We start from the raw sequence: 18,506 nt of genomic DNA, 5'->3' as shown, positions 1-18,506 counted from the left end.
CCATCGATCGATCTTTTAGTGGTTATCGGTGCCGTGGCGCATGAGGCTTCGCAATGTCTGCGCGTATTTCATCGAAGGGCGTGGCCCTTTTTGCGCACTTTGGCCACACAGACTTGGCCGCGACGGTCGGTTGTCCGCAGGAAGGCTCAGGCTGCAAGCGAGGGCTGTGCGCCGACCTGCAACTGGCGCTGCGCCGTCGCGAGGCACGCGCTGAGGCTCGCCCCGACGAAATGAGCGAGCGTGCCGTCCTGCCTGCGAACGGAAAGTTCCCAGACGTCGCCACCCGCCTCACATAAGGCGCGATCGGCCTGCGTGGCGAAGACCAGCGTCTCGCCCAGACGCTCGCGGTGGAGCAGATGCCGCGCGACGGTTGTTTCCGCCTCCAGATGCGCATTGTGCGCGACGAAAAAGCTCTCGCTCACACGCGCCAGCCAAGCGAAGCTAGAGGCCTCCGACATTCGTTCCAATGTACCTTCACAGCTCTTTGCCGAGCATTCCGTAGATCCGGTTCGGCTGTTCCGCGACATACGCCCTTTTCGCGAATAAGTTCCGCGGCTTATCCTGGAAGAGTCGTTTTCCGCGCATTAGCCGGATGCCGGTGGCGGGGTTTCGGGATAGGCCGGATCGGGCTGATCGCGGTCAGGAAGGGTCGGCGTGATCACCGGCGGCGGCTCGACCGGCTCTTCGAGCGGCGTGGCCGGCGGCGACACCTCCGGCGGCGATTGCGGATTGATCGTATCAGGTGGGGCGACTTCAGGCTGCGTTGCCATTCTCTATCCTTCCCCGACCCAACGCAGCGCCATGGCGGACGTTCCTCGTGCCGGACGCGAATAGAGCCAGCCTCCCGTCCGAACCTGCCAAAGACGGGACAAAAAAATGGCCCGATGCCAAGAGAAGCACCGGGCCAAGTCGACGAGCACCCTGCTCGTCCGGGTCGCATGATGCTTATGGCGGGCATCGCGCCACTGCGCTGTGACGGCCGTCACGCCGCCTTCCCGCGCATTCCGATCCGCTGTCGCCTGCTCGATGCCGGCATTTGAAAATACCGGCGGCCGACGCGTATTGGCTAATAATTCGATACAAATCTAACGAACCAAGATCAGTTCATGCAGATCTCGCTTATGGTTTCGTTCTTGATCTTAAGACAAGCGCAAGGGTTTCGGCGGGCCCTTGGGAACGAGCCGATTCCCCCTCGTACCCCATTCGCCATATTCGCGGGCGCACGGCCGTCGCATATTGCGATCTGATCGGTTGCGACCCAGCCGCGATAAAATGGCTTCGTGGCAATATTCGATGACGGGAGCATGATAAAGGAGCAGAAGCGAACGGCTTGTGCCCGATCGGAATCGCATCACGCATCGTCCGAAGAAGGGCTTTATGCGGAAACACTTTGTTACAGGCGGGCGAGTTTCAAGAAACATTGGATCGGCATTTCAATGCCTACCACTTTTCACATGGAGGCTCGATTGTTTGCCAAGATTCTCTGCTCGGCGGTGTTGCTGCTCGCGCCATCCGCGCTGATGGCCCAGCAACTGTCCGAAACCCACGAAGTCGTCTCGATGCCCGGCAAGAGCGTCCCCATGCTCCGCCCGGTCACCCAGGTCAAGAACGATGTGGCTTTCTGCCACCCGGAAACCAGCAAGGCGACCACCTGTCTTGGCCATGCCCGCGCCAGGGCGCAGGCTCTTGCCGATGCTGCCCCCCACCCCACTCAGCTTAGCGAGCGATGATCATGATCACGTCCGTCCGCAAGATTGCCCTTCTCGTCGGCGCAACGCTTCTCCTGCCGGCAGCTGCGTCGGCCAGCGACACCCTGTCGAAGCGGCTCGCGGCGATGACGCCGGCTGATTTCGAAAGCCGGACCAGCATTGTCAACGATCCGCTCGAGCCCGATCTGGTGATCTCCACCGAGAAGGCGCATCGCGGCCGCCAGCCGATCCGCGATGGCCTGGCCGACAATGTCTATGTTCGCGCGCTCGTCGCCCGTGATACCGGTGCGGTGCGCTTTCAGATCTGGCACGACATCGCTTATTGGGGCCAGCGCAAGGAGCTCTACCAGGTGAATTATGTCGCCGGCGGCGCGCTCAAGAGCGATCCTCTCGCCATTGCCGCCCATCGTGCGGACGAATGCCCTTTCGTCGACGAAGTGGTCTATTGCAAGCTCAACAAGACGCTCGTCTTCGAGGTGTCGGAACCGGTGATGCGGGAGATCGCGCAGCAATATCAGCCGGCCTCGCGTGATCCCTGGTCGTTCCGCTTCAAGGACCGCCTCGGCCGCGACGTGACCAGCGGTATCGCGCCGGCGGAAGCCGCAGGATTGCTGCGGGTTCTCGACAAGGTGCGCAGTGCCGCCGCGCAGCAGCACGCCTCGCTCTGACCTCGCTCGGGGCGGCTCCGGCCGCCCCCTCACGCCGCCCGTTTCGGCCATATCGACGATAGATGTTTGTTATGGCGCGTGCCAGCACCTATCTGTCGTCAGTCGAGCGAATGACATAAAGATCCGGATGACCGCACACACGATCATATTGGTAGAGGACGATCCGTCCCTCCGTACCCTCACCGTCCGTCTCTTGCAGGAGAATGGCTTCCAGGTGCGATCCGCCACCTCCGCTCCGGAGATGTGGACCGCGCTCGAAGCCGGGCCGGCCGATCTCATCGTCCTGGACGTCATGCTGCCCGGCACCAACGGCATCGATCTCTGCCGGCAGATCCGCCGCGACAGCGATGTGCCGATCATCTTCATCAGCGCCCGCGGCAGCGAGGAGGATCGCATCCTGGGCTTGGAGCTCGGTGCCGACGACTATCTCGCCAAGCCGTTCAGCAGGCGCGAGCTCGTCGCCAGGATCCGGGCGGTGCTACGTCGCGGGCCGATGGCCGACGCGAACGACAAGAAGCGCCATGAAGCCGAATTCGACGGCTGGCGCGTGTCCTTCACCCGGCGCGAGCTGCGTTCGCCGAGCGGTGCGATCGTCGATCTGACCGGTGCGGAATTCGATCTGCTCGGGACGTTCGTGGGGCAGCCGCAGCGCGTCATAGGGCGCGAACGGCTGATCGAGCTTTCGCGCACCCGCCTCAGCGACAGTTCCGACCGAAGCATCGACGTGCTGGTCAGCCGCCTGCGCCGCAAGCTCAGCGCGGATGGCGCCAAGCCGCCGATCGTGACGGTGCGGGGCATAGGCTACATGTTCAGCGCCGCAGTCTCACGCGATTGATGCGGGGCCGCTCGCTCGGCGTCCTCGCCCGTATATTGCTGATCCTCGTCGCGATCATGGCGACGGAGTTCATCGCCAACACGCTGGTGTTCAACCGGGCGAACCGTTTTGCGCTGCGCGAGGACGACGCGCATCGGATGGCCGAGCATCTCGTCGTGGCCCGGCGCGTGCTCGATCGCACGCGACCGAGCGACCGGCCGTTCGTGGCGAACGAACTGAGTACCGATCGCTTCACCTTCCGCTGGTCGCGTGCCGGCGACGTGATGCCGTCCAATCTCAGCCTGCGCAACATGCGCAACCAGATATTGGAGCAGGAGCCGGCGCTGCTCGAGGCGAAGCTGCGGATCCATCTCCTGCCGCTTCCCAAAGGCGGCGATGTCGCCGGCACGATGGAGCTGTCGGACGGCACCTTGCTCTTTTTCCGTACCTATCAGGCCAAGGCGATCTGGACGCTCACCTTCGGACGCATTCTGAGCCTGATCGCGCCCACGCTGGTGCTCGTCCTCGTCGGCATCATCATGATCCGCGCGACGCTGGGGCCGCTGCGCGTGCTCATGCGGGCGACGCGCCAGGTCGGCACCCAGGATCCCAAACCGGTGCCCGAAGCAGGCCCTGCCGAGGTCCGCAGCCTCATTCACGGCTTCAACGCGATGCAGGATCGTATCCACCGGCTGATCACCAGCCGCACCCAGGCGCTCGCTGCGGTCGGCCACGATCTGCGTACGCCGCTTGCCCGGTTGCAGCTCCGGCTCGACGGGGCAGGCCTCGATCCCGCCACGCAGCGTCCGATGGATCAGGACATCGAAGAAATGACCGGGCTTCTTCACTCGCTCCAAATCTATCTGAGCGGCGAGGAAGCGACCGTAACCGCCGAGAGCGTCGATCTCGCGATCATGGCCGCCACGCAGATCGACGCGGCACGCGATGCCGGCAAGGATGCGCACTATTTCGGTCCGGATCATCTGGTCGCCCATGTCCGTCCGGTCGCGATCCGGCGCGCGCTCACCAATCTCATCGACAATGCGCTCCACTATGGCGGTAATGTCCGTCTCACGCTACGCGAGCGCGACGACGGCATTCTCATCATCGTTGACGACGACGGGCCCGGCATCGCGGAAGACAAGCTCGCCGAGGTGCTGCAGCCCTTCGTGCGGCTGGACGGTGCGCGCAGCCGCAACACGCGCGGAATGGGCCTCGGTCTCGCGATCGTGAACGACGCGGTGCGTGCCGAAAAGGGCAGTTTCACGATCGAGAACCGGCCCGAAGGCGGCCTGCGCGCCACGATCCGTCTCCCCCGCGCGGCGGGTTGAGATCTGGCCGGGATCGGCCGCCAGCATGGAAATACTTCCTTACATTCAGGCCGAAAAGCAGCAAAAGCCATAGGATAGTTCTCTTCCATCCCGCGGGATCCCCCCTGCCCGCGCATGGAGGCAATCGATGAACGAACTGATCGGCCGCGTCTTCAGCTTCGAGAAGACCGTCTTTCCCAACAGCAGCGATCTCTACGCCAAGCTCGCCACCCATGGGCAGAGCCCCAAGGCGCTGATGATCTCCTGCGCGGATTCGCGCGTGGTGCCCGAACAGATCATGCAGGCCCAACCCGGCGACCTGTTCGTCTGCCGCAACGCCGGCAATATCGTGCCGCCCTTCGCCACGCAGAATGGCGGCGTCTCGTCAACCGTGGAATATGCGGTGATGGCGCTCGGCGTAAGCGACATCATCGTCTGCGGTCATTCCGATTGCGGCGCGATGAAAGCGCTGAGCAAGCCGGAACTGCTCGCCGGCATGCCGAACGTCGCGGCCTGGCTGCGCCATGGCACGGCGGCCGAGAATGTCGTCAACAGCTGCTATCCGGATCTCGACGGAGCGGCGCGGGTTCACGCGATCAGCCTCGAAAATGTCGTGGCCCAGATCGCCCATCTGCGGACCCATCCGTCTGTCGCCGCTGCGCTCGCGCGAGGCAAAATGGCGCTGCACGGCTGGTTCGTCGATATTCATGCCGGCCAGGTGCTCGGTCTTGACGGAGAGACCGGCCGCTTCGTGCCCTTGCGCGAGGATCAGCCACTTCCCATCGCGGTGGCGTCGTCGCCGCGCCTCGCCGCCGATGTCCATTACGAGGCTGCCGCATGATAGCCAAGCTGAAGGGCCAGGCGTCGGGCAGCCCGACGCTGGCGCGCGATTTCACCGCGTCGATCGTGGTGTTTCTGGTGGCGATGCCGCTGTGCATGGGCATCGCCATCGCCTCCGGCGTGCCGCCGGAAAAAGGCCTGATCACGGGCATCATCGGCGGCATCGTCGTCGGCCTGTTCGCCGGATCGCCGCTGCAGGTCAGCGGCCCGGCGGCCGGCCTTGCCGTGATCGTGTTCGAGCTGGTGCAGCAGCACGGACTGAGCGCGCTCGGCCCGATCCTGTTCCTGGCCGGCGCGCTGCAGTTCGTAGCGGGTACGCTGCGCATGGGCGGCTTCTTCCGTTCGATTTCGCCTGCGGTGGTGCATGGCATGCTCGCCGGCATCGGCGCGCTGATCGTGGTCGGCCAGTTCCATATCCTCTTCGACAGCCGGCCGCTTTCGAGCGGTCTCGACAATCTGGCAGCCATGCCGGGCCGCGTTCTCGGCCTCTCGCCCTTCGCCTGGCGATCGACCGAGATCGCGCTGCTGATCGGTCTCGTCACCATCGGTACGATGCTGGCATGGGAGAAGTGGCGGCCGGCGAGCCTGCGCCTCGTCCCCGGTGCGCTGATCGGCGTCACCCTGGCGACCGCCATCGCCTATTTCTCCGGCCTCGAAATTGCCCGCATCGACGTCCCCTCGTCGATCATCGGTGCGATCGACACTCCCGACGGCGGCTTCCTCGCGCCGCTCGCCAGCCCCGCCCTGCTGATGAGCGCGCTCGTCATCGCCTTCATCGCCAGCGCCGAGACGCTCCTGTCCGCCGCCGCGGTCGATCGCATGCATGACGGCGTGCGTACCGACTACAATAAGGAACTGCGTGCCCAGGGCATCGGCAATCTGCTATGCGGCCTCGCCGGCGCACTGCCGATGACCGGCGTGATCGTCCGCAGCTCCGCCAACGTCCAGGCGGGCGCCAAGACGCGGCTTTCCACCATTCTGCACGGCGCCTGGATCCTCGGCTTCGTCGCCCTGCTTCCGTGGCTTTTGCGCGAGGTACCGATGGCCGCGCTGGGCGGTATCCTCGTGGTCACCGGCTGGCGCCTCGTCAGCGTTGCCCATGTGAAGCATCTGTTCGAGAATTACGGCCTCCTCCCGGCGGCCACCTGGGCGGCGACGTTCGTGCTCGTGGTGGCGACGGATCTGCTGACCGGGGTTCTCGTCGGTCTCGCTTTGTCGCTCCTCGAACTGATCCCGCATCGCAAGTCGCTGCGCCTCACCGTCGAGGAGGATCATGCCGACGAGGAAAGCAAGGTGCGCCTGCACGGTTCGGCGACATTCGTCAGCCTCGCCCGGCTCAGCGAGACGCTGGACCGGATCCCGGCGGGCCGCGCGGTCCATCTCGATCTGCATCGGCTCAACGGCATCGATCATACCGCCGCCGAGACGGTTCGCGAATGGCTCGCCCGTCGCCGGAAGACCGGACAGCCCGTCGCTCTCGCCGGCCCGGATCCGATGCTGCGCCGCTTGGCTGCCGCCGGACACTGACTTCCCCCGGAAGCTCACGAACCCGAGCTTCCACCCCCAGCGGAGCCGAGCGATCCTGTCGCTCGGCTCCGCACCCATTTAGAGTCTGTTTGGACATGCGCGGAAGCGCGCATTTCGAGGCGGCACCGCCCTCCACCATCTTTCCAACGATGCTGCGCATCGCCGGAACCTTGGATGGTTCCGCCCTCTCCCCCACCCGGCCTCCCATAGAATACTGCCGTTGGGAGGCCGGGTGGGGGAGAGGGCCGGTGCCGAGCATGCGCCGAAGGCGCATTTCCATACACACTCTTAGCGCCGGCCTTGCGCCCCTGGTGATGCTTGCATTCCGCCGCCCCCTCGGCCGAATGAATTAGAAAAACTCAATACACGAATTTAATCTATTCCCGATGCTCATATACTCTGGACAAACGCCCCCGATGTAAAATCGATCGGACAATTTTTTCCATCATCCCGTACAATCATAGCCATTTGCACCAGGAGAATTTTGGGTAGCATATACTGTGCGGAGAATGTCGGAGATTGTCATGGCCACTCGTCAGGGTGACGCAGTTACCTGCCTGATCGTACCCGGCCTGAACGGTTCGGGCGAACAGCATTGGCAGACCCTGTGGGAGCGCGAACGAAGCGATTGCGTGCGTGTCGAAATGGGCTGCTGGTCTCGTCCGGTAAGAACGGTATGGATCAGCCGGCTCGAGCAGGCGGTGCTCTGCACGGCGGAGCCGATCGTCATCGTGGCGCACAGCCTCGGCTGTCTCGCTACCGCCTGGTGGTCGACCCTGTCGGATCCATCGATAACGGCGCGGGTCCGCGGCGCGCTGCTGGTTGCGCCACCCGATGTCGAGAAGCACGGGCCTCATCGCGTGCTGAAACGCTTCGCGCCGGAGCCCGACACGCCTCTTCCCTTCCCTTCGCTGCTCGTCGCCAGCCGCAACGATCCCTATGCGAGTTTCGAGCGGCAGGCGGAGATGGCCCGTCGCTGGCACAGCGAGCTGATCGATGTGGGCGCGTGCGGCCATATCAACGCGGAGTCCGGCCTGGATGACTGGATCGACGGACAGACGCTGCTCGACGAACTGATCGAGCGCACCTGTCCCGCGCAGCCAGTCGAGCCAACCCACCGGCACGAGGGAAGCGGCCGGCGCGATCGCGCCTGATCCACTTATCGTCAATTGTCATAAGCCATTCGAATATTCTCGACGGACAGGTGGGACGCATCGCTCTAGCTTCGGCATGAAACCAGCCAGTGAGGATGGCATGTCCGCTCGCAGAGTCAGACCATATCCGGCGTCGAATGCCATCGCGGCCGCTTCACATATCGATCATGGCCTGACCGGCACGCCATGGCGCTGCCGGGATTGATCGGCGGTCCATCGTGCTGCGGCACTGGCTGCACGGCATCTTCGGTCAGCGAGCGGCAGCCGGACGCCTCGACGCGGCATCGCCGACGATACCGGCTGCTCTCGGGAACGACGCGCTGTCTCGCGAACTTCTCTGCGCCGTCCATCATGGCCGTTCCTGCGCCGACGGCAGCCGGCGCATTCGCCACCCGTCATTTCTGAAAGGAGCATGACCATGCCCGATAACGCGCAGGAAAGCCTTACCGCCCAGTTCGAAGCCCTGCATACCGAACGCGTGCGAAGCTGGGATCCGGGCAAGCTCGCCAAGAATGTCGATCAGCGCCGTAAGCTCGTCGACGCTTTCGATCCCGGCACCATCGTCAAGGTCGGCGACCGAATTGCTCCCTTCACCCTCATCGACAGTGATGGCGCGGCGTTGACGCTGGAAGCGCTGACTGCCGAGGGTCCGGTCGCCCTCGTCTTCTTCCGTTTCGCCGGATGCCCGGCCTGCAATCTCGCCCTGCCCTATTATGACCGGCAGCTTCGGCCGGCGCTCGACGCTGCGGGTATCCGCCTGGTCGCGGTCAGCCCGCATCTGGCGGAAAAAGGGCTTGGCGAGATCAAGATCCGGCACGGGCTCGGCTATGCCGTCGCGTCGGATCGCGACAATGCGCTGGGCCGGCGGTTCGGCATTACCTTTTCGCGGGGCGAGATCCCGGAAGGCCAGCCGACACCAGGATGGATCGGCGAGCTGACCGGCACCGGCACGGCCGAATTGCCGCAACCCGCGGTGATCGTGATCGATCGCGATCATGTCGTCCGCTTCGTCGATGTCAGCCCTGACTGGCTGGTCCGCACGGAGGCGCAGACCGTCCTGAATGCGATCCGCGCGCTCGAGGTGAGGGTGGCGGCCTGAGCGCTGCGCGGCGGCGGGCGTGCCCGACGCCGCCCGCCGCTTTTGCGAAGATCAATAGCATATCAGATATCCCCGTTCGTCCGTCGACATGCGCCGCCGTATCGAGGGATGGTACTTTCCCCTTTCAGGATCCGTCCGATGGCCAATGCGCGCAAGATCAAGCTGGGTTTCATCCTCCACGGTGTCGGCCGGACATGGAATGACTGGCGCCATCCCGACAAGGATGTGAATGCCAGCACCAGCTTCCCCTTCTACGCCGAACAGGCGCGGCTCGCCGAAAAGGGTAAGTTCGATTTCCTGTTCGTGGCGGACAGCCTGTCGATCACGGAACAATCGAGCCCGCATTATCTCAACCGGATCGAACCGATCACGATCCTGTCTGCCTTGTCCGCCGTCACCTCTCATATCGGCCTCGTCGCGACGGTGACCGTCAGCTATTCGGAGCCGTTCAACGTGGCCCGGCAGTTCGCCTCGCTGGATCACATCAGCGGAGGCCGCGCCGGCTGGAACGTCGTCACCTCGTGGCTTGGCGATACCGCCGCCAATTTTTCCAGGACCGAGCATCCCGCCCATGAGGTGCGCTATCGCATCGCCGCGGAGTATCTCGACGTCGTCCAGGGGCTGTGGGACAGTTGGGAGGACGGCGCGCACGTCGGCGACAAGGAAAGCGGCGTGTTCGTCGATCCTGCGAAGCTGCATCGGCTGGATCACAAGGGGGAGTTCTTCCAGGTGCGTGGCCCGCTCAACATCAAGCGCGTGCCGCAAGGCCAGCCCGTGATCTTCCAGGCCGGTGCGTCCGACGACGGGCGCAATTTCGCTGCCAAGCGCGCCGAGGCACTGTTCACCCATGCCGAGACGATCGAGCAAGCGCAGGAATATTATCGGGACGTCAAGGCACGGGCCAAGGGCTTCGGGCGCGATCCCGGGGCGGTCCATGTGCTGCCCGGCATTTCGCCGATCGTGGGCGATACCGACGCGGATGCCGAAGCCCGATATCAGGAGCTGGCCGCGCTGGAATCGATCGATACGGGCCTGGGTTTCCTGTCGCGCACGTTCAACGATCACGACTTCCGGCAATATGATCTCGATGTGCCCTTTCCCGACGTCGCCCATATCGGCCTCAACAGCCAGCAGAGCGGCACGTTGCGCATTCTGAAGGAGGTGCGCGAGGAAGGGCTCACCTTGCGCCAGGCCGCGCAGCGCCTGTCGACACCGCGCACCGCCTTTATCGGTTCGGCCGAGCGCGTCGCGGATGCGTTGCAGCACTGGTTCGAGAATGAGGGCGCAGACGGCTTCGTGGTGTTCGAGCCATTGCCGGGCCAGCTTGCGTTGTTCGTCGAAAAGGTCGTGCCGATACTCCAGGCGCGTGGCCTTTTTCGGGAAGATTATGAGGGCGCGACCTTCCGCGAGAATATCGGCCTGCCCGTTCCGGCCAACCGCTACACGGCCGCTGGGCGCGTCCAGCAGGCCGCCTGACACCGGCCTCCGGCCAAAATGCTGGCGCTCGTCGAACACGCTCCGTCAACGGGCTGACCGGCGCGCGCGGAGCCAGCGTAAAGCGGAACTGCAGCGGCCCATAGAATTGCTCGATAGCTGACGGGACGAGCGGGTGCCAGACGCAGCTTTGCAACGCCCCTGGGCGGATGGGAGAATGATGGCATGCGGTGGATCCGCACCTGTTGGAACTGGATCAGGGCGAGGCAGCGCCGCTTGGCGGAGACCCTGCTCCGCCCCGATGCGGTCACGCTCGCCTATCGCCCCGCCGGAGCTCCGGACACGCGCCCGTCGATGACATCGGAGATGCATGGGTGAACCGTCGCTTTTGCCTTGGGGTAACGCGGGAGTCGGCATAGCAGGGCGCCGTTCGCCGGCATGCGACAGCCCCCTCGTCGTTGAACCTCACCCTATCGATGAGGCGGGAGGGGCCCGGACCCGGAACTCGAATTGCATGGTAACAGGCCGCTGCATTCGTCGTCCGCAATTCGACGACACGAAAGATGAAAGTTTGATCAACCATCGCTGATTGACGATCACGGCGTGGTGCAGTGCGAAAATTGCACTTGGCGAGAACCAATCTCGTGGGCCATATTGGTTCAGAGAGGATGTCTCGGGGCGTGTGCTTTACTTCATCACTTTGATGGACCGGAGAGCAAACGCTATGAGAAAGACTATCGACCCGACGCGTCAGCTTGAAATCCAAGCGGCGGCGTTGCTCCTGTTAGGCGCTGTCGTGGGCTGGCTGATCTGGTAGCCCGATCGATCCGGCGGACATTCCTCATTCTCAGCGGAATCGATCGAAAGGAGCGGCGTCATCGCTGACTCGGAACAGCAAAGCTTCGCGATGGTGTTGCAAGTCCTGGGGGAAGACCGCGATAATTCGGACGGAAGCGATCGGCAGGGGGCAATACTGGCGAGCCGAATCGGCGAGACCGTGCTGCTGCATCACGAGCCTGAGACCAGGGCGCATCCTCCCCTGCTGATCGTGACCAACCGGAGCGGCGTTCAACTCGGCCATATAAGGGAACCCGAGGCCTCGGAGATCATCGCGGCGATGGGCGGCGGGATGCGGGTGACCGCAACCGTGCAGGCCGTTCTCGAATTCCCTCGCAGCCGGGCGCCGCAGCGCCTTGTCATCCGCATTTCGGCTAAGGCAGCCGGCTGACCGACCGGAGCGATGCGACCGCAAAGGCCCGGCGCACGGCGTGATTTCCGTATCCCGCGGGCATTCGCTCAGTGCCGACCCGCCAGACCGAGCAAAGTTGGTGCATCGACGGTGAACTTGAAGCCGACGACGAAGGCATTGGGTATGTCCGTCCTCCGGAACGGCATGCCCGTCTGATCGGGATGGACGATATATTGAAGGTTGGGCGAGATCCGGATCGCCGGGCCGAGCTGCGCTCCATAGGCCAGTTCCATCATATATTGATGGCGGGGAAGATGGGGAGACCCGCCGATCGAAGTCCGCGCCGCCCGCACTGCGTCCAATGCCAGGTCGCTGAACCGCTGATCGTTGATCACGAAGCCGATCGTATCCTTGTCGCGTCCTGCGAAGGTACCTGTCTGCACCAGGCCCAGCTCCATGAAGCGCGTTTCCGTCACCCGCCCCGACAGATTCTGCATCGCCACGCCAAAGACGGATAGCCCGCGCTCGCTGTTCGGATCGGGACGGAAAATCATCTGGTCGAAGCGGAAATAGAGGCCGGACCGACCCTTGCGCGTCGCCGCCGGACGGCCGCTCAGCACCGCGATGCCGCCGCGATCGTCGCGCAGCGGGTCCGTATAGTCGCCGCGATCGACCCATCCGCCGAGAATATAGTGGCGCGGCAGCCGATCGGTCCCGAAATCCGAGCCATAGCCGAGCTCGAAGGGCACGATGTAGCCGGTGCCGCCCTTGAAGCTGAGGCTGAAGCCGTCGTCGTCGGCGCGCTTGCGGTTCGGGTTGACCTCGTAGATCCCGGCATGAGCGAACCAGGGGCCGAAGCTCAGCTTCGCCTTGGCCATCCAGCTCGATGCCGGAAAATAGGTGAAATTGCTATTCTTGAAGACGAAGGTCGGATTGCCGCACGCCGAATTCGACTGGAAATTGCAGTAGAGCGGCGAGTTCAGAAAATGGATGTTCGCCTGGCTCTTGCCGGCCTCGATATCGAGATGCCCATCGAACAATTTCTGCTCGTAGGTCAGGATCGCGAGATGGGTGTTCTGCGTGCCCCATATCTCCTGTACCGATGTATTGTTGCCGATGGCGAGGGCGGACAGGCTCTTGCCGTGCCGGTTGGTCACCGCGAAATGCAGCGCGCCGCCGTCCACCCCTGCGATCTTCGCGAGATCGAGATCGAGGCCCATGTAGAGCTGTCCGGCATAGGCCGCGTCGCGCCGCACTCCGCCGCTGGGATTGGCGGCTGCCTCGCCCGTATAGTTCAGTGCGATGCGGATCCCCGCGTCCGCCAGTGGCTGCCATTCGGTCGCGGCGTCCGAAGCCGGAGCGGGCCGCGTGCCGAGCTTGTCCGGCACCGCCTCGCTCGCCTGCGTAACCGTGCTTTGCGTTTCCTGTGCCCCGGCGGCCGGCACGCCCATCCCCAGGCCCAGCGCGGCCAAGGCCGCGAGGCGCATCATCCCCACCATGTTCACCGATCCTCTCTGTAAATGACAGTCCCAGTCAGGCGGCCGGCAGCGGCCGCTTGACCATGCCCAGCAGCAGCGCGCTCACGACGGTCCCCGCCACGAGCGCCGCAACATAGGCGAGCAGATGAGTGACCGCGCCGGGGATCGGCAGCACGAAGATTCCGCCATGCGGAACCTTGAGCTCCACCCCCACGGTCGTCGATATCGCGCCCGCGATCGCGGATCCGACCATCAGGCAGGGGATCACGCGCAGCGGATCGCGGGCCGCGAACGGGATCGCACCTTCGGTGATGAAGGCGAGGCCGAGCACCGCCGCCGCACCACCTGCCTCGCGCTCGTCCGCGGTGAAACGGCTGGCGAACAACCGCGTCGCCAGCGCAACGGCGAGCGGCGGCGTCATGCCGCCGATCATCGTGGCGGCCATCGGCGTATAGACCTGGCTGGCGATCAGGCCGGTGGAGAAGGCGTAACCCGCCTTGTTGACCGGTCCGCCCATGTCGAACGCGGACATCGCGCCGAGCACGAGGCCGAGCAACAGCGCGCTCGCGCCCTGCATGCCGCGCAGCCATTCGGTGAGCCAGGACAGCAGGGCCGCGGCCGGCGCGCCGACCGCATAGACCATCAGCAGCCCGGTCAGCAGCGTGCCGAGCAGCGGCAGGATGAGCATCGGCTTCAATCCCTGCAGCGTGCGCGGCAGGGGGATGTGGCGATTGAGCCAGTCGACGCCGAAGCCGGCGATGAAGCCCGCCGCGATGCCGCCCAGGAAGCCCGCGCCGAGATTGGCGGCAAGCATGCCGCCGATCATGCCGGGTGCGATACCCGGCCGGTCGGCGATCGAGAAGGCGATATAGCCCGCCAGCGCCGGCACGATCAGCGCAAAGCCGCCCTTCGCGCCGATCTCGAACAGCGCGTGGGCGAGCGTGCCGGCATGGGCATCGTCATTGGCGTGGATGCCGCCCAGCGCGAAGGCGAGCGCGATCAGCAGGCCGCCCGCGACGACGAAGGGCAGCATGAACGACACGCCCGTCATCAGATGCTTATAGGCGCCGGCCCGTTCCGGTCCCGAGCCTGCGGCGGCCGCGGCATTGGGGCTGGCACCGCCGCCCTGCACCTTCGCCTCGGCCAGCGCGCGCTCGATCAATTTGGCGCCGCCGGTGATCGCCGGCTTGGTGCCGGAAACGAAGACACGCTTGCCCGCGAAGCGGCCACGATCGACCTCGCGGTCCGCCGCGATCAGGACGACGTCGGCCGCCGCGATCTCCTCCGGAGTCAGGGGGGTCCGTGCGCCGACCGAGCCCTGCGTCTCGACATGGATCTCATAGCCGAGCTGCCGCGCCCCTTCCTGCAGGCCCTCGGCCGCCATGAAGGTGTGTGCGATGCCCGTCGGGCAGGAGGTGATCGCGACGATGCGCTTCACCGGCGAAGGGCCGGCACTCCCCTCGCCTGCGGTCGCGCCGGAGACAGCGGCCAGGGGATCCGCCAGCACGGCATCGAGGGTCAGGCGTCGCGGGGCCTGCAGATCGAAGCGGCTGTCGTCGGCATCGGCAGGCGCGACGAGCAGCACGCCGTCGCCCTCCGCCACCGCCGCCCGATCGAACGGATGCAGCACGCCCTGACTGGTGCGCACCTCCACAGCAATGTCCCATCCACTCGAACGCGCCGCCTTGCGCAGCGCCTCGCTGGCGAGGACGCCGGCGACGTCAGCATCGCCGGCATCCACCACGGCCCAGATCCTGGTCATTAGGCCTCTCCCCTCATCATCTCCTGCGGCATATCGACCGCGGTGATCGTCACATCCTCGACAAGCGCGTCGATCGTCGGCAGCGCCGGCAGGTTCGGGCCGGGGCGGCCGAGCTTGGCCACCGCGAACGCCGTCGCCAGCCGGGCTATCCGCTCGAGCCCGGCGCCTTCCCGCGCCGCCGCCGCGATCCCGGCGACCATCGCATCGCCGGCACCGACGGTGCTGGCGAGCGCATCGACCGGCAGGCGGGCAAGCAGCGCTCCTTCCGCAGAGAGGAACAGCGCCCCCTCCGCGCCCATCGACACGACGACCAGCGCGATGCCGCGCCGGTTCAGCGCCGCCGCCACGTCAACGACGTCGGCCAACCGAGGCAGCGGCTGGCCTGCCCAGTCGGCGAGCTCGCGGCGATTGGGCTTGATGCACCAGGGCATCGCCCCGCCGGCCAGTGCGGCCGCCAGCGGCTCGCCGCTGGTATCGAGCAGGATCCGCGCGCCGCTCGGCGCCAGCCGCTCCAGCAGCGAGCGATATTGATCGATACCGCAGCCGGCGGGCAGGCTCCCGGAGAGGATCATCATATCGCCCTCGGACGCCTGTGTGACGATATCCGCCATCGCCAGCTCGATCCGGTCGGCGGGAACGGCGGGCCCGTCGAAATTGATGTCGGTCGTCCGGCGATCGTCGACGATCTTGAGATTGACCCGCGTCGCCCCCGGAAAGCGGACGAACCGATCCGCGATCGCCTTGTCGCGGAACAGCGTCTCGAACGGCACGGCATTGTCGGCGCCCAGCAGCCCCGCCGCGGCGACCGGGCATCCCCAGTCGGCAAGGCAGCTCGCGACGTTGACGCCCTTGCCGCCGGGATGCTGCTGCACCTGGCGGGCGCGATGGACCTCGCCCGGAACCAGCCGGTCGATCATGATCGTCTGATCGATCGCGGGGTTGAGCGTGACGGTGACGATGGCCATCACTGCGCCGCCCGGTCCAGCGCGCGCACGTCGGCAGCCGATTCCGCGTCGAGCGCCCGTTCCGCCAGCGTCCGCAGCGAGCCGAGCGAAGAGGCCCGGATGCGCGCCTTCACGGCAGGAATGTCCCGCGGCGTCATCGAAAGTTCGCTGACGCCGAGCCCGACGAGCAGCGCAGCGCCGAACGGATCGCCGGCGATGCCTCCGCAGACGCCGACCCAGCGCCCGTGCCGTCCGGCGCCGGCCACCGTCATCGCGATCAGGCGCAGCACGGCGGGATGCAGGCTGTCGGCATCGGCCGCTAGCTCGGGATTCTGGCGATCGATGGCGAGCGCATATTGGGTGAGGTCATTGGTGCCGATCGAAAAGAAATCCGCATGCGCCGCCAGTGCATCGGCCCGGACCGCCGCTGCCGGCACCTCGATCATGATGCCGATCGGCACCTGCGGCGCGTCCAGCGCCTGCCGCACCTCCTCGCAGCGGGCGCGCAGCGCGATCAGCTCGGCGACGGAGGTGATCATCGGAAACATGATCGAGAGATCGCCGCCGTCCCGGGCGGCGCGGTAGAGCGCGCGCAGCTGCGGATCGAGCAGGTCGGGCCGGCGCAGCAGCAGGCGGGCGCCGCGCACGCCGAGGAAAGGATTCTCCTCCTTCGGGAGATCGAGATGCGGCACCTGCTTGTCGCCGCCGATATCGAGCGCGCGCACGATCAGCGGACGGCCGCCCAGCGCGCCGATCATCGCGCGGTAGGTTTCGCGCTGCTCCTCCTCGCTTGGGCTGTCGCCGCGTTCCAGGAACAGGAATTCGGTGCGCATCAGGCCTACGCCCTCGCCGCCCTGCGCCAGCGCGAAATCCACCTGGTCGGGGCGATTGACGTTGGCGCCGATGGCGATCTCGTGCCCGTCCGTGGTGCGGGCGGGTTCGCTGCGCTCGGCCTGTTCGGCGGCGCGGCGGGTGGCCAGTTCCGCGATCCAGGCGCGCGCCGATCGCAGATCTTCTTCTGACGGATCGAGCCAGACGCGGCCCCCGTCGCCATCGACGATCGCCAATCGGCCGGCCGCCTGCGCCAGCAGCTCGGCGCCCGCGGCGACGACCGAAGGCAGGCCGAGCGTACGGGCGAGGATCGCGCTGTGCGAGGTCGGCCCGCCCAGCGCGGTCGCGATGCCGGCGACCTTCGCGCTGTCCAGCGCTGCGGTATCCGACGGGGAGAGGTCGGCCGCGACGAGGATCGAGGGCTCGTCCGGCAGATCCGCGAGCGTGCCTGTGCCCAGCGCCGGATTGAGCTGTGTCAGCACGCGCCGGCCGACATCGCGCAGATCGGCGGCGCGGGCCGCCAGCACCGGATTGCCGAGCGCGCCAAGCTGGCCGGCAAGCCGATCGATCGCTGCGTTCCAGGACCATGCGACGCCGTGCCCTTCCACCATCAGCTGGCAGGTGAGCGTGATCAGGTCCGTATCGTCGAGCAATGCGGTCTGTGCCTTGAAGATCGCGGCATCGGAGGCGCCGAGCCGGCGCGTCGTATCGTCGACCAGCACCGCCATCTGGGCACGGGTGCGCACGATGGCGTCGTTCAGCTGCGCGCCGCCCTCCACCAGCGACACCGGCTCGTCCGGAACGCTGAACTCCTGTGCGGCGAGCAGGTGGACGCGGCCGATGGCAAGACCGGGGCTGGCCGCGACGCCCGCGATCATCGTCGGCGTTCCCGCGGGCTGCCATCCGGGCCCGCCGCTGCGGACCTTCTCCGCGGCACGGGCGGCATCCGCCTTTTCCCGTCCCGACAGGCCGGCGATGACGGCGAGGAAAGCGCGCAGGGCCTCTGCCGCGCCCTGCCCTGCCGCCGAGAGGGTGACGCGATCGCCCGGTTTGAGGCCGAGCTGCAGCAGCTGGACGAGATTGCGCGGGTCGGCGGCCTCCGCGCCATGCCGGACGCGCAGCGGCACGACGGACCGCTTCGCGGCCTCGACCCAGCTCGCCGCCGGCCGGGCGTGCAGGCCAGCCGGATAATCGACCGTCCACTCGATGCGTTCGGCAAGATCGGCGGCCACCTCCGCTTCGCCGGACGAGAGCGCGGCCTCGCCGTGCAGCGCCGCGGCGATGGTGGCGGGATCCCGCGTCCCGAACAGGCTGCGCAGCTTTGCATCGTCCTGGATCAGGCGCGTGAGACGGCGCAATATATCAATGTGGCTGTCCGAGCTGGCGGCGATGCCGACGACGAGATGGGCGACCTGCCCCGGATTCCATTCGATGCCCTCCGGGATCTGCAGCACGGCGATGCCGTCGCGCCGCACCAGCCCGCGATCCTCACCGAGACCGTGCGGAATGGCGACGCCGCCGCCCAGATAGGTGTTGGCCACCGCCTCGCGGCCGATCATGCTGCGATCATAGCCAGGACCGGCGCAGCCTGCGGCGATCAGCAACTGCCCGGCCTGCAGGATCGCATCCTCCTTGCTGGAGACATGCGCGCCGATACGGATCAGATCGTCCGTCTCCAATGCCACCGAAGGCTGGTCGAGCGTCATGCGCACCTCTCCTCGTTTTTACGATGGCTATTAGAAAACGT

16 protein-coding genes are annotated in these 18,506 nt (G+C 65.9%); 10 read left to right on the top strand and 6 right to left on the bottom strand.

Annotated elements, in window-relative coordinates; translation table 11 throughout:
* Positions 1–146: 146 nt before the first annotated feature.
* Together GQY20_RS16655 and GQY20_RS16650 are read right to left on the bottom strand one after the other, a co-directional pair.
* On the bottom strand, positions 147–422 hold the full coding sequence (locus GQY20_RS16655) for a hypothetical protein (protein WP_198351007.1): 276 nt from the start codon (positions 420–422) through the stop codon (positions 147–149).
* 162 nt (positions 423–584) lie between these two features.
* On the bottom strand, positions 585–770 hold the full coding sequence (locus tag GQY20_RS16650) for a hypothetical protein (protein ID WP_157218220.1): 186 nt from the start codon (positions 768–770) through the stop codon (positions 585–587).
* Positions 771–1,304: 534 nt separating this feature from the next.
* Between GQY20_RS16650 and GQY20_RS16645 the strand changes: the two genes are divergently transcribed.
* From GQY20_RS16645 to GQY20_RS16600, 10 genes are all read left to right on the top strand, one after another.
* Entirely contained in the window at positions 1,305–1,730 is a 426-nt protein-coding gene (locus tag GQY20_RS16645) for a hypothetical protein (protein ID WP_157218219.1), read from the top strand.
* Between the two features lie 2 nt (positions 1,731–1,732).
* Positions 1,733–2,377, top strand: a complete 645-nt coding sequence (locus GQY20_RS16640) for a hypothetical protein (RefSeq protein WP_157218218.1) — start codon at positions 1,733–1,735, stop codon at positions 2,375–2,377.
* Positions 2,378–2,504: 127 nt separating this feature from the next.
* Complete coding sequence (locus GQY20_RS16635) at positions 2,505–3,212, top strand: response regulator (RefSeq protein WP_157218217.1); 708 nt, start codon at positions 2,505–2,507, stop codon at positions 3,210–3,212.
* The gene (locus tag GQY20_RS16630) at positions 3,212–4,522 is read left to right on the top strand and encodes an ATP-binding protein (RefSeq protein WP_157218216.1); all 1,311 of its coding nucleotides are present in this window, start codon (positions 3,212–3,214) and stop codon (positions 4,520–4,522) included. Before GQY20_RS16635 ends, GQY20_RS16630 begins: the two co-directional genes overlap by 1 nt.
* Positions 4,523–4,649: 127 nt before the next feature.
* Positions 4,650–5,342 (top strand): carbonic anhydrase, encoded by a 693-nt coding sequence (locus GQY20_RS16625; RefSeq protein WP_157218215.1) that lies wholly within the window; start codon positions 4,650–4,652, stop codon positions 5,340–5,342.
* Complete coding sequence (locus GQY20_RS16620) at positions 5,339–6,868, top strand: SulP family inorganic anion transporter (RefSeq protein ID WP_157218214.1); 1,530 nt, start codon at positions 5,339–5,341, stop codon at positions 6,866–6,868. The genes GQY20_RS16625 and GQY20_RS16620 overlap by 4 nt, the downstream gene beginning before the upstream one ends.
* A gap of 524 nt (positions 6,869–7,392) precedes the next feature.
* Positions 7,393–8,022, top strand: coding sequence for an RBBP9/YdeN family alpha/beta hydrolase (locus GQY20_RS16615; protein ID WP_157218213.1), 630 nt, complete (start codon positions 7,393–7,395; stop codon positions 8,020–8,022).
* Positions 8,023–8,440: 418 nt separating this feature from the next.
* Positions 8,441–9,121, top strand: a complete 681-nt coding sequence (locus GQY20_RS16610) for a peroxiredoxin-like family protein (RefSeq protein WP_157218212.1) — start codon at positions 8,441–8,443, stop codon at positions 9,119–9,121.
* Positions 9,122–9,259: 138 nt separating this feature from the next.
* On the top strand, positions 9,260–10,597 hold the full coding sequence (locus GQY20_RS16605) for an LLM class flavin-dependent oxidoreductase (protein WP_157218211.1): 1,338 nt from the start codon (positions 9,260–9,262) through the stop codon (positions 10,595–10,597).
* A gap of 865 nt (positions 10,598–11,462) precedes the next feature.
* Positions 11,463–11,783 carry a hypothetical protein gene (locus GQY20_RS16600; RefSeq protein WP_157218210.1) on the top strand — a complete coding sequence of 107 codons (321 nt, stop codon included), beginning with the start codon at positions 11,463–11,465 and terminating at the stop codon, positions 11,781–11,783.
* 68 nt (positions 11,784–11,851) lie between these two features.
* Here GQY20_RS16600 and GQY20_RS16595 read toward each other — a convergent pair whose 3' ends face one another.
* Genes GQY20_RS16595 through ptsP form a run of 4 tightly spaced genes read right to left on the bottom strand, consistent with a single transcriptional unit; the run spans position 11,852 to position 18,465 of the window.
* On the bottom strand, positions 11,852–13,234 hold the full coding sequence (locus GQY20_RS16595) for a carbohydrate porin (RefSeq protein ID WP_157218297.1): 1,383 nt from the start codon (positions 13,232–13,234) through the stop codon (positions 11,852–11,854).
* A 43-nt stretch (positions 13,235–13,277) separates the two neighbouring features.
* Positions 13,278–14,984 (bottom strand): fructose-specific PTS transporter subunit EIIC, encoded by a 1,707-nt coding sequence (locus GQY20_RS16590; RefSeq protein ID WP_157218209.1) that lies wholly within the window; start codon positions 14,982–14,984, stop codon positions 13,278–13,280.
* Complete coding sequence (gene pfkB, locus GQY20_RS16585; RefSeq protein WP_157218208.1) at positions 14,984–15,949, bottom strand: 1-phosphofructokinase; 966 nt, start codon at positions 15,947–15,949, stop codon at positions 14,984–14,986. Before pfkB ends, GQY20_RS16590 begins: the two co-directional genes overlap by 1 nt.
* The gene (ptsP, locus tag GQY20_RS16580; RefSeq protein WP_157218207.1) at positions 15,949–18,465 is read right to left on the bottom strand and encodes a phosphoenolpyruvate--protein phosphotransferase; all 2,517 of its coding nucleotides are present in this window, start codon (positions 18,463–18,465) and stop codon (positions 15,949–15,951) included. Before ptsP ends, pfkB begins: the two co-directional genes overlap by 1 nt.
* Positions 18,466–18,506: the final 41 nt, after the last annotated feature.

It is taken from the genome of Flavisphingomonas formosensis (assembly GCF_009755815.1).
Lineage (GTDB): Bacteria > Pseudomonadota > Alphaproteobacteria > Sphingomonadales > Sphingomonadaceae > Flavisphingomonas > Flavisphingomonas formosensis.
This window is presented reverse-complemented; position numbering and strand designations above follow the sequence as displayed.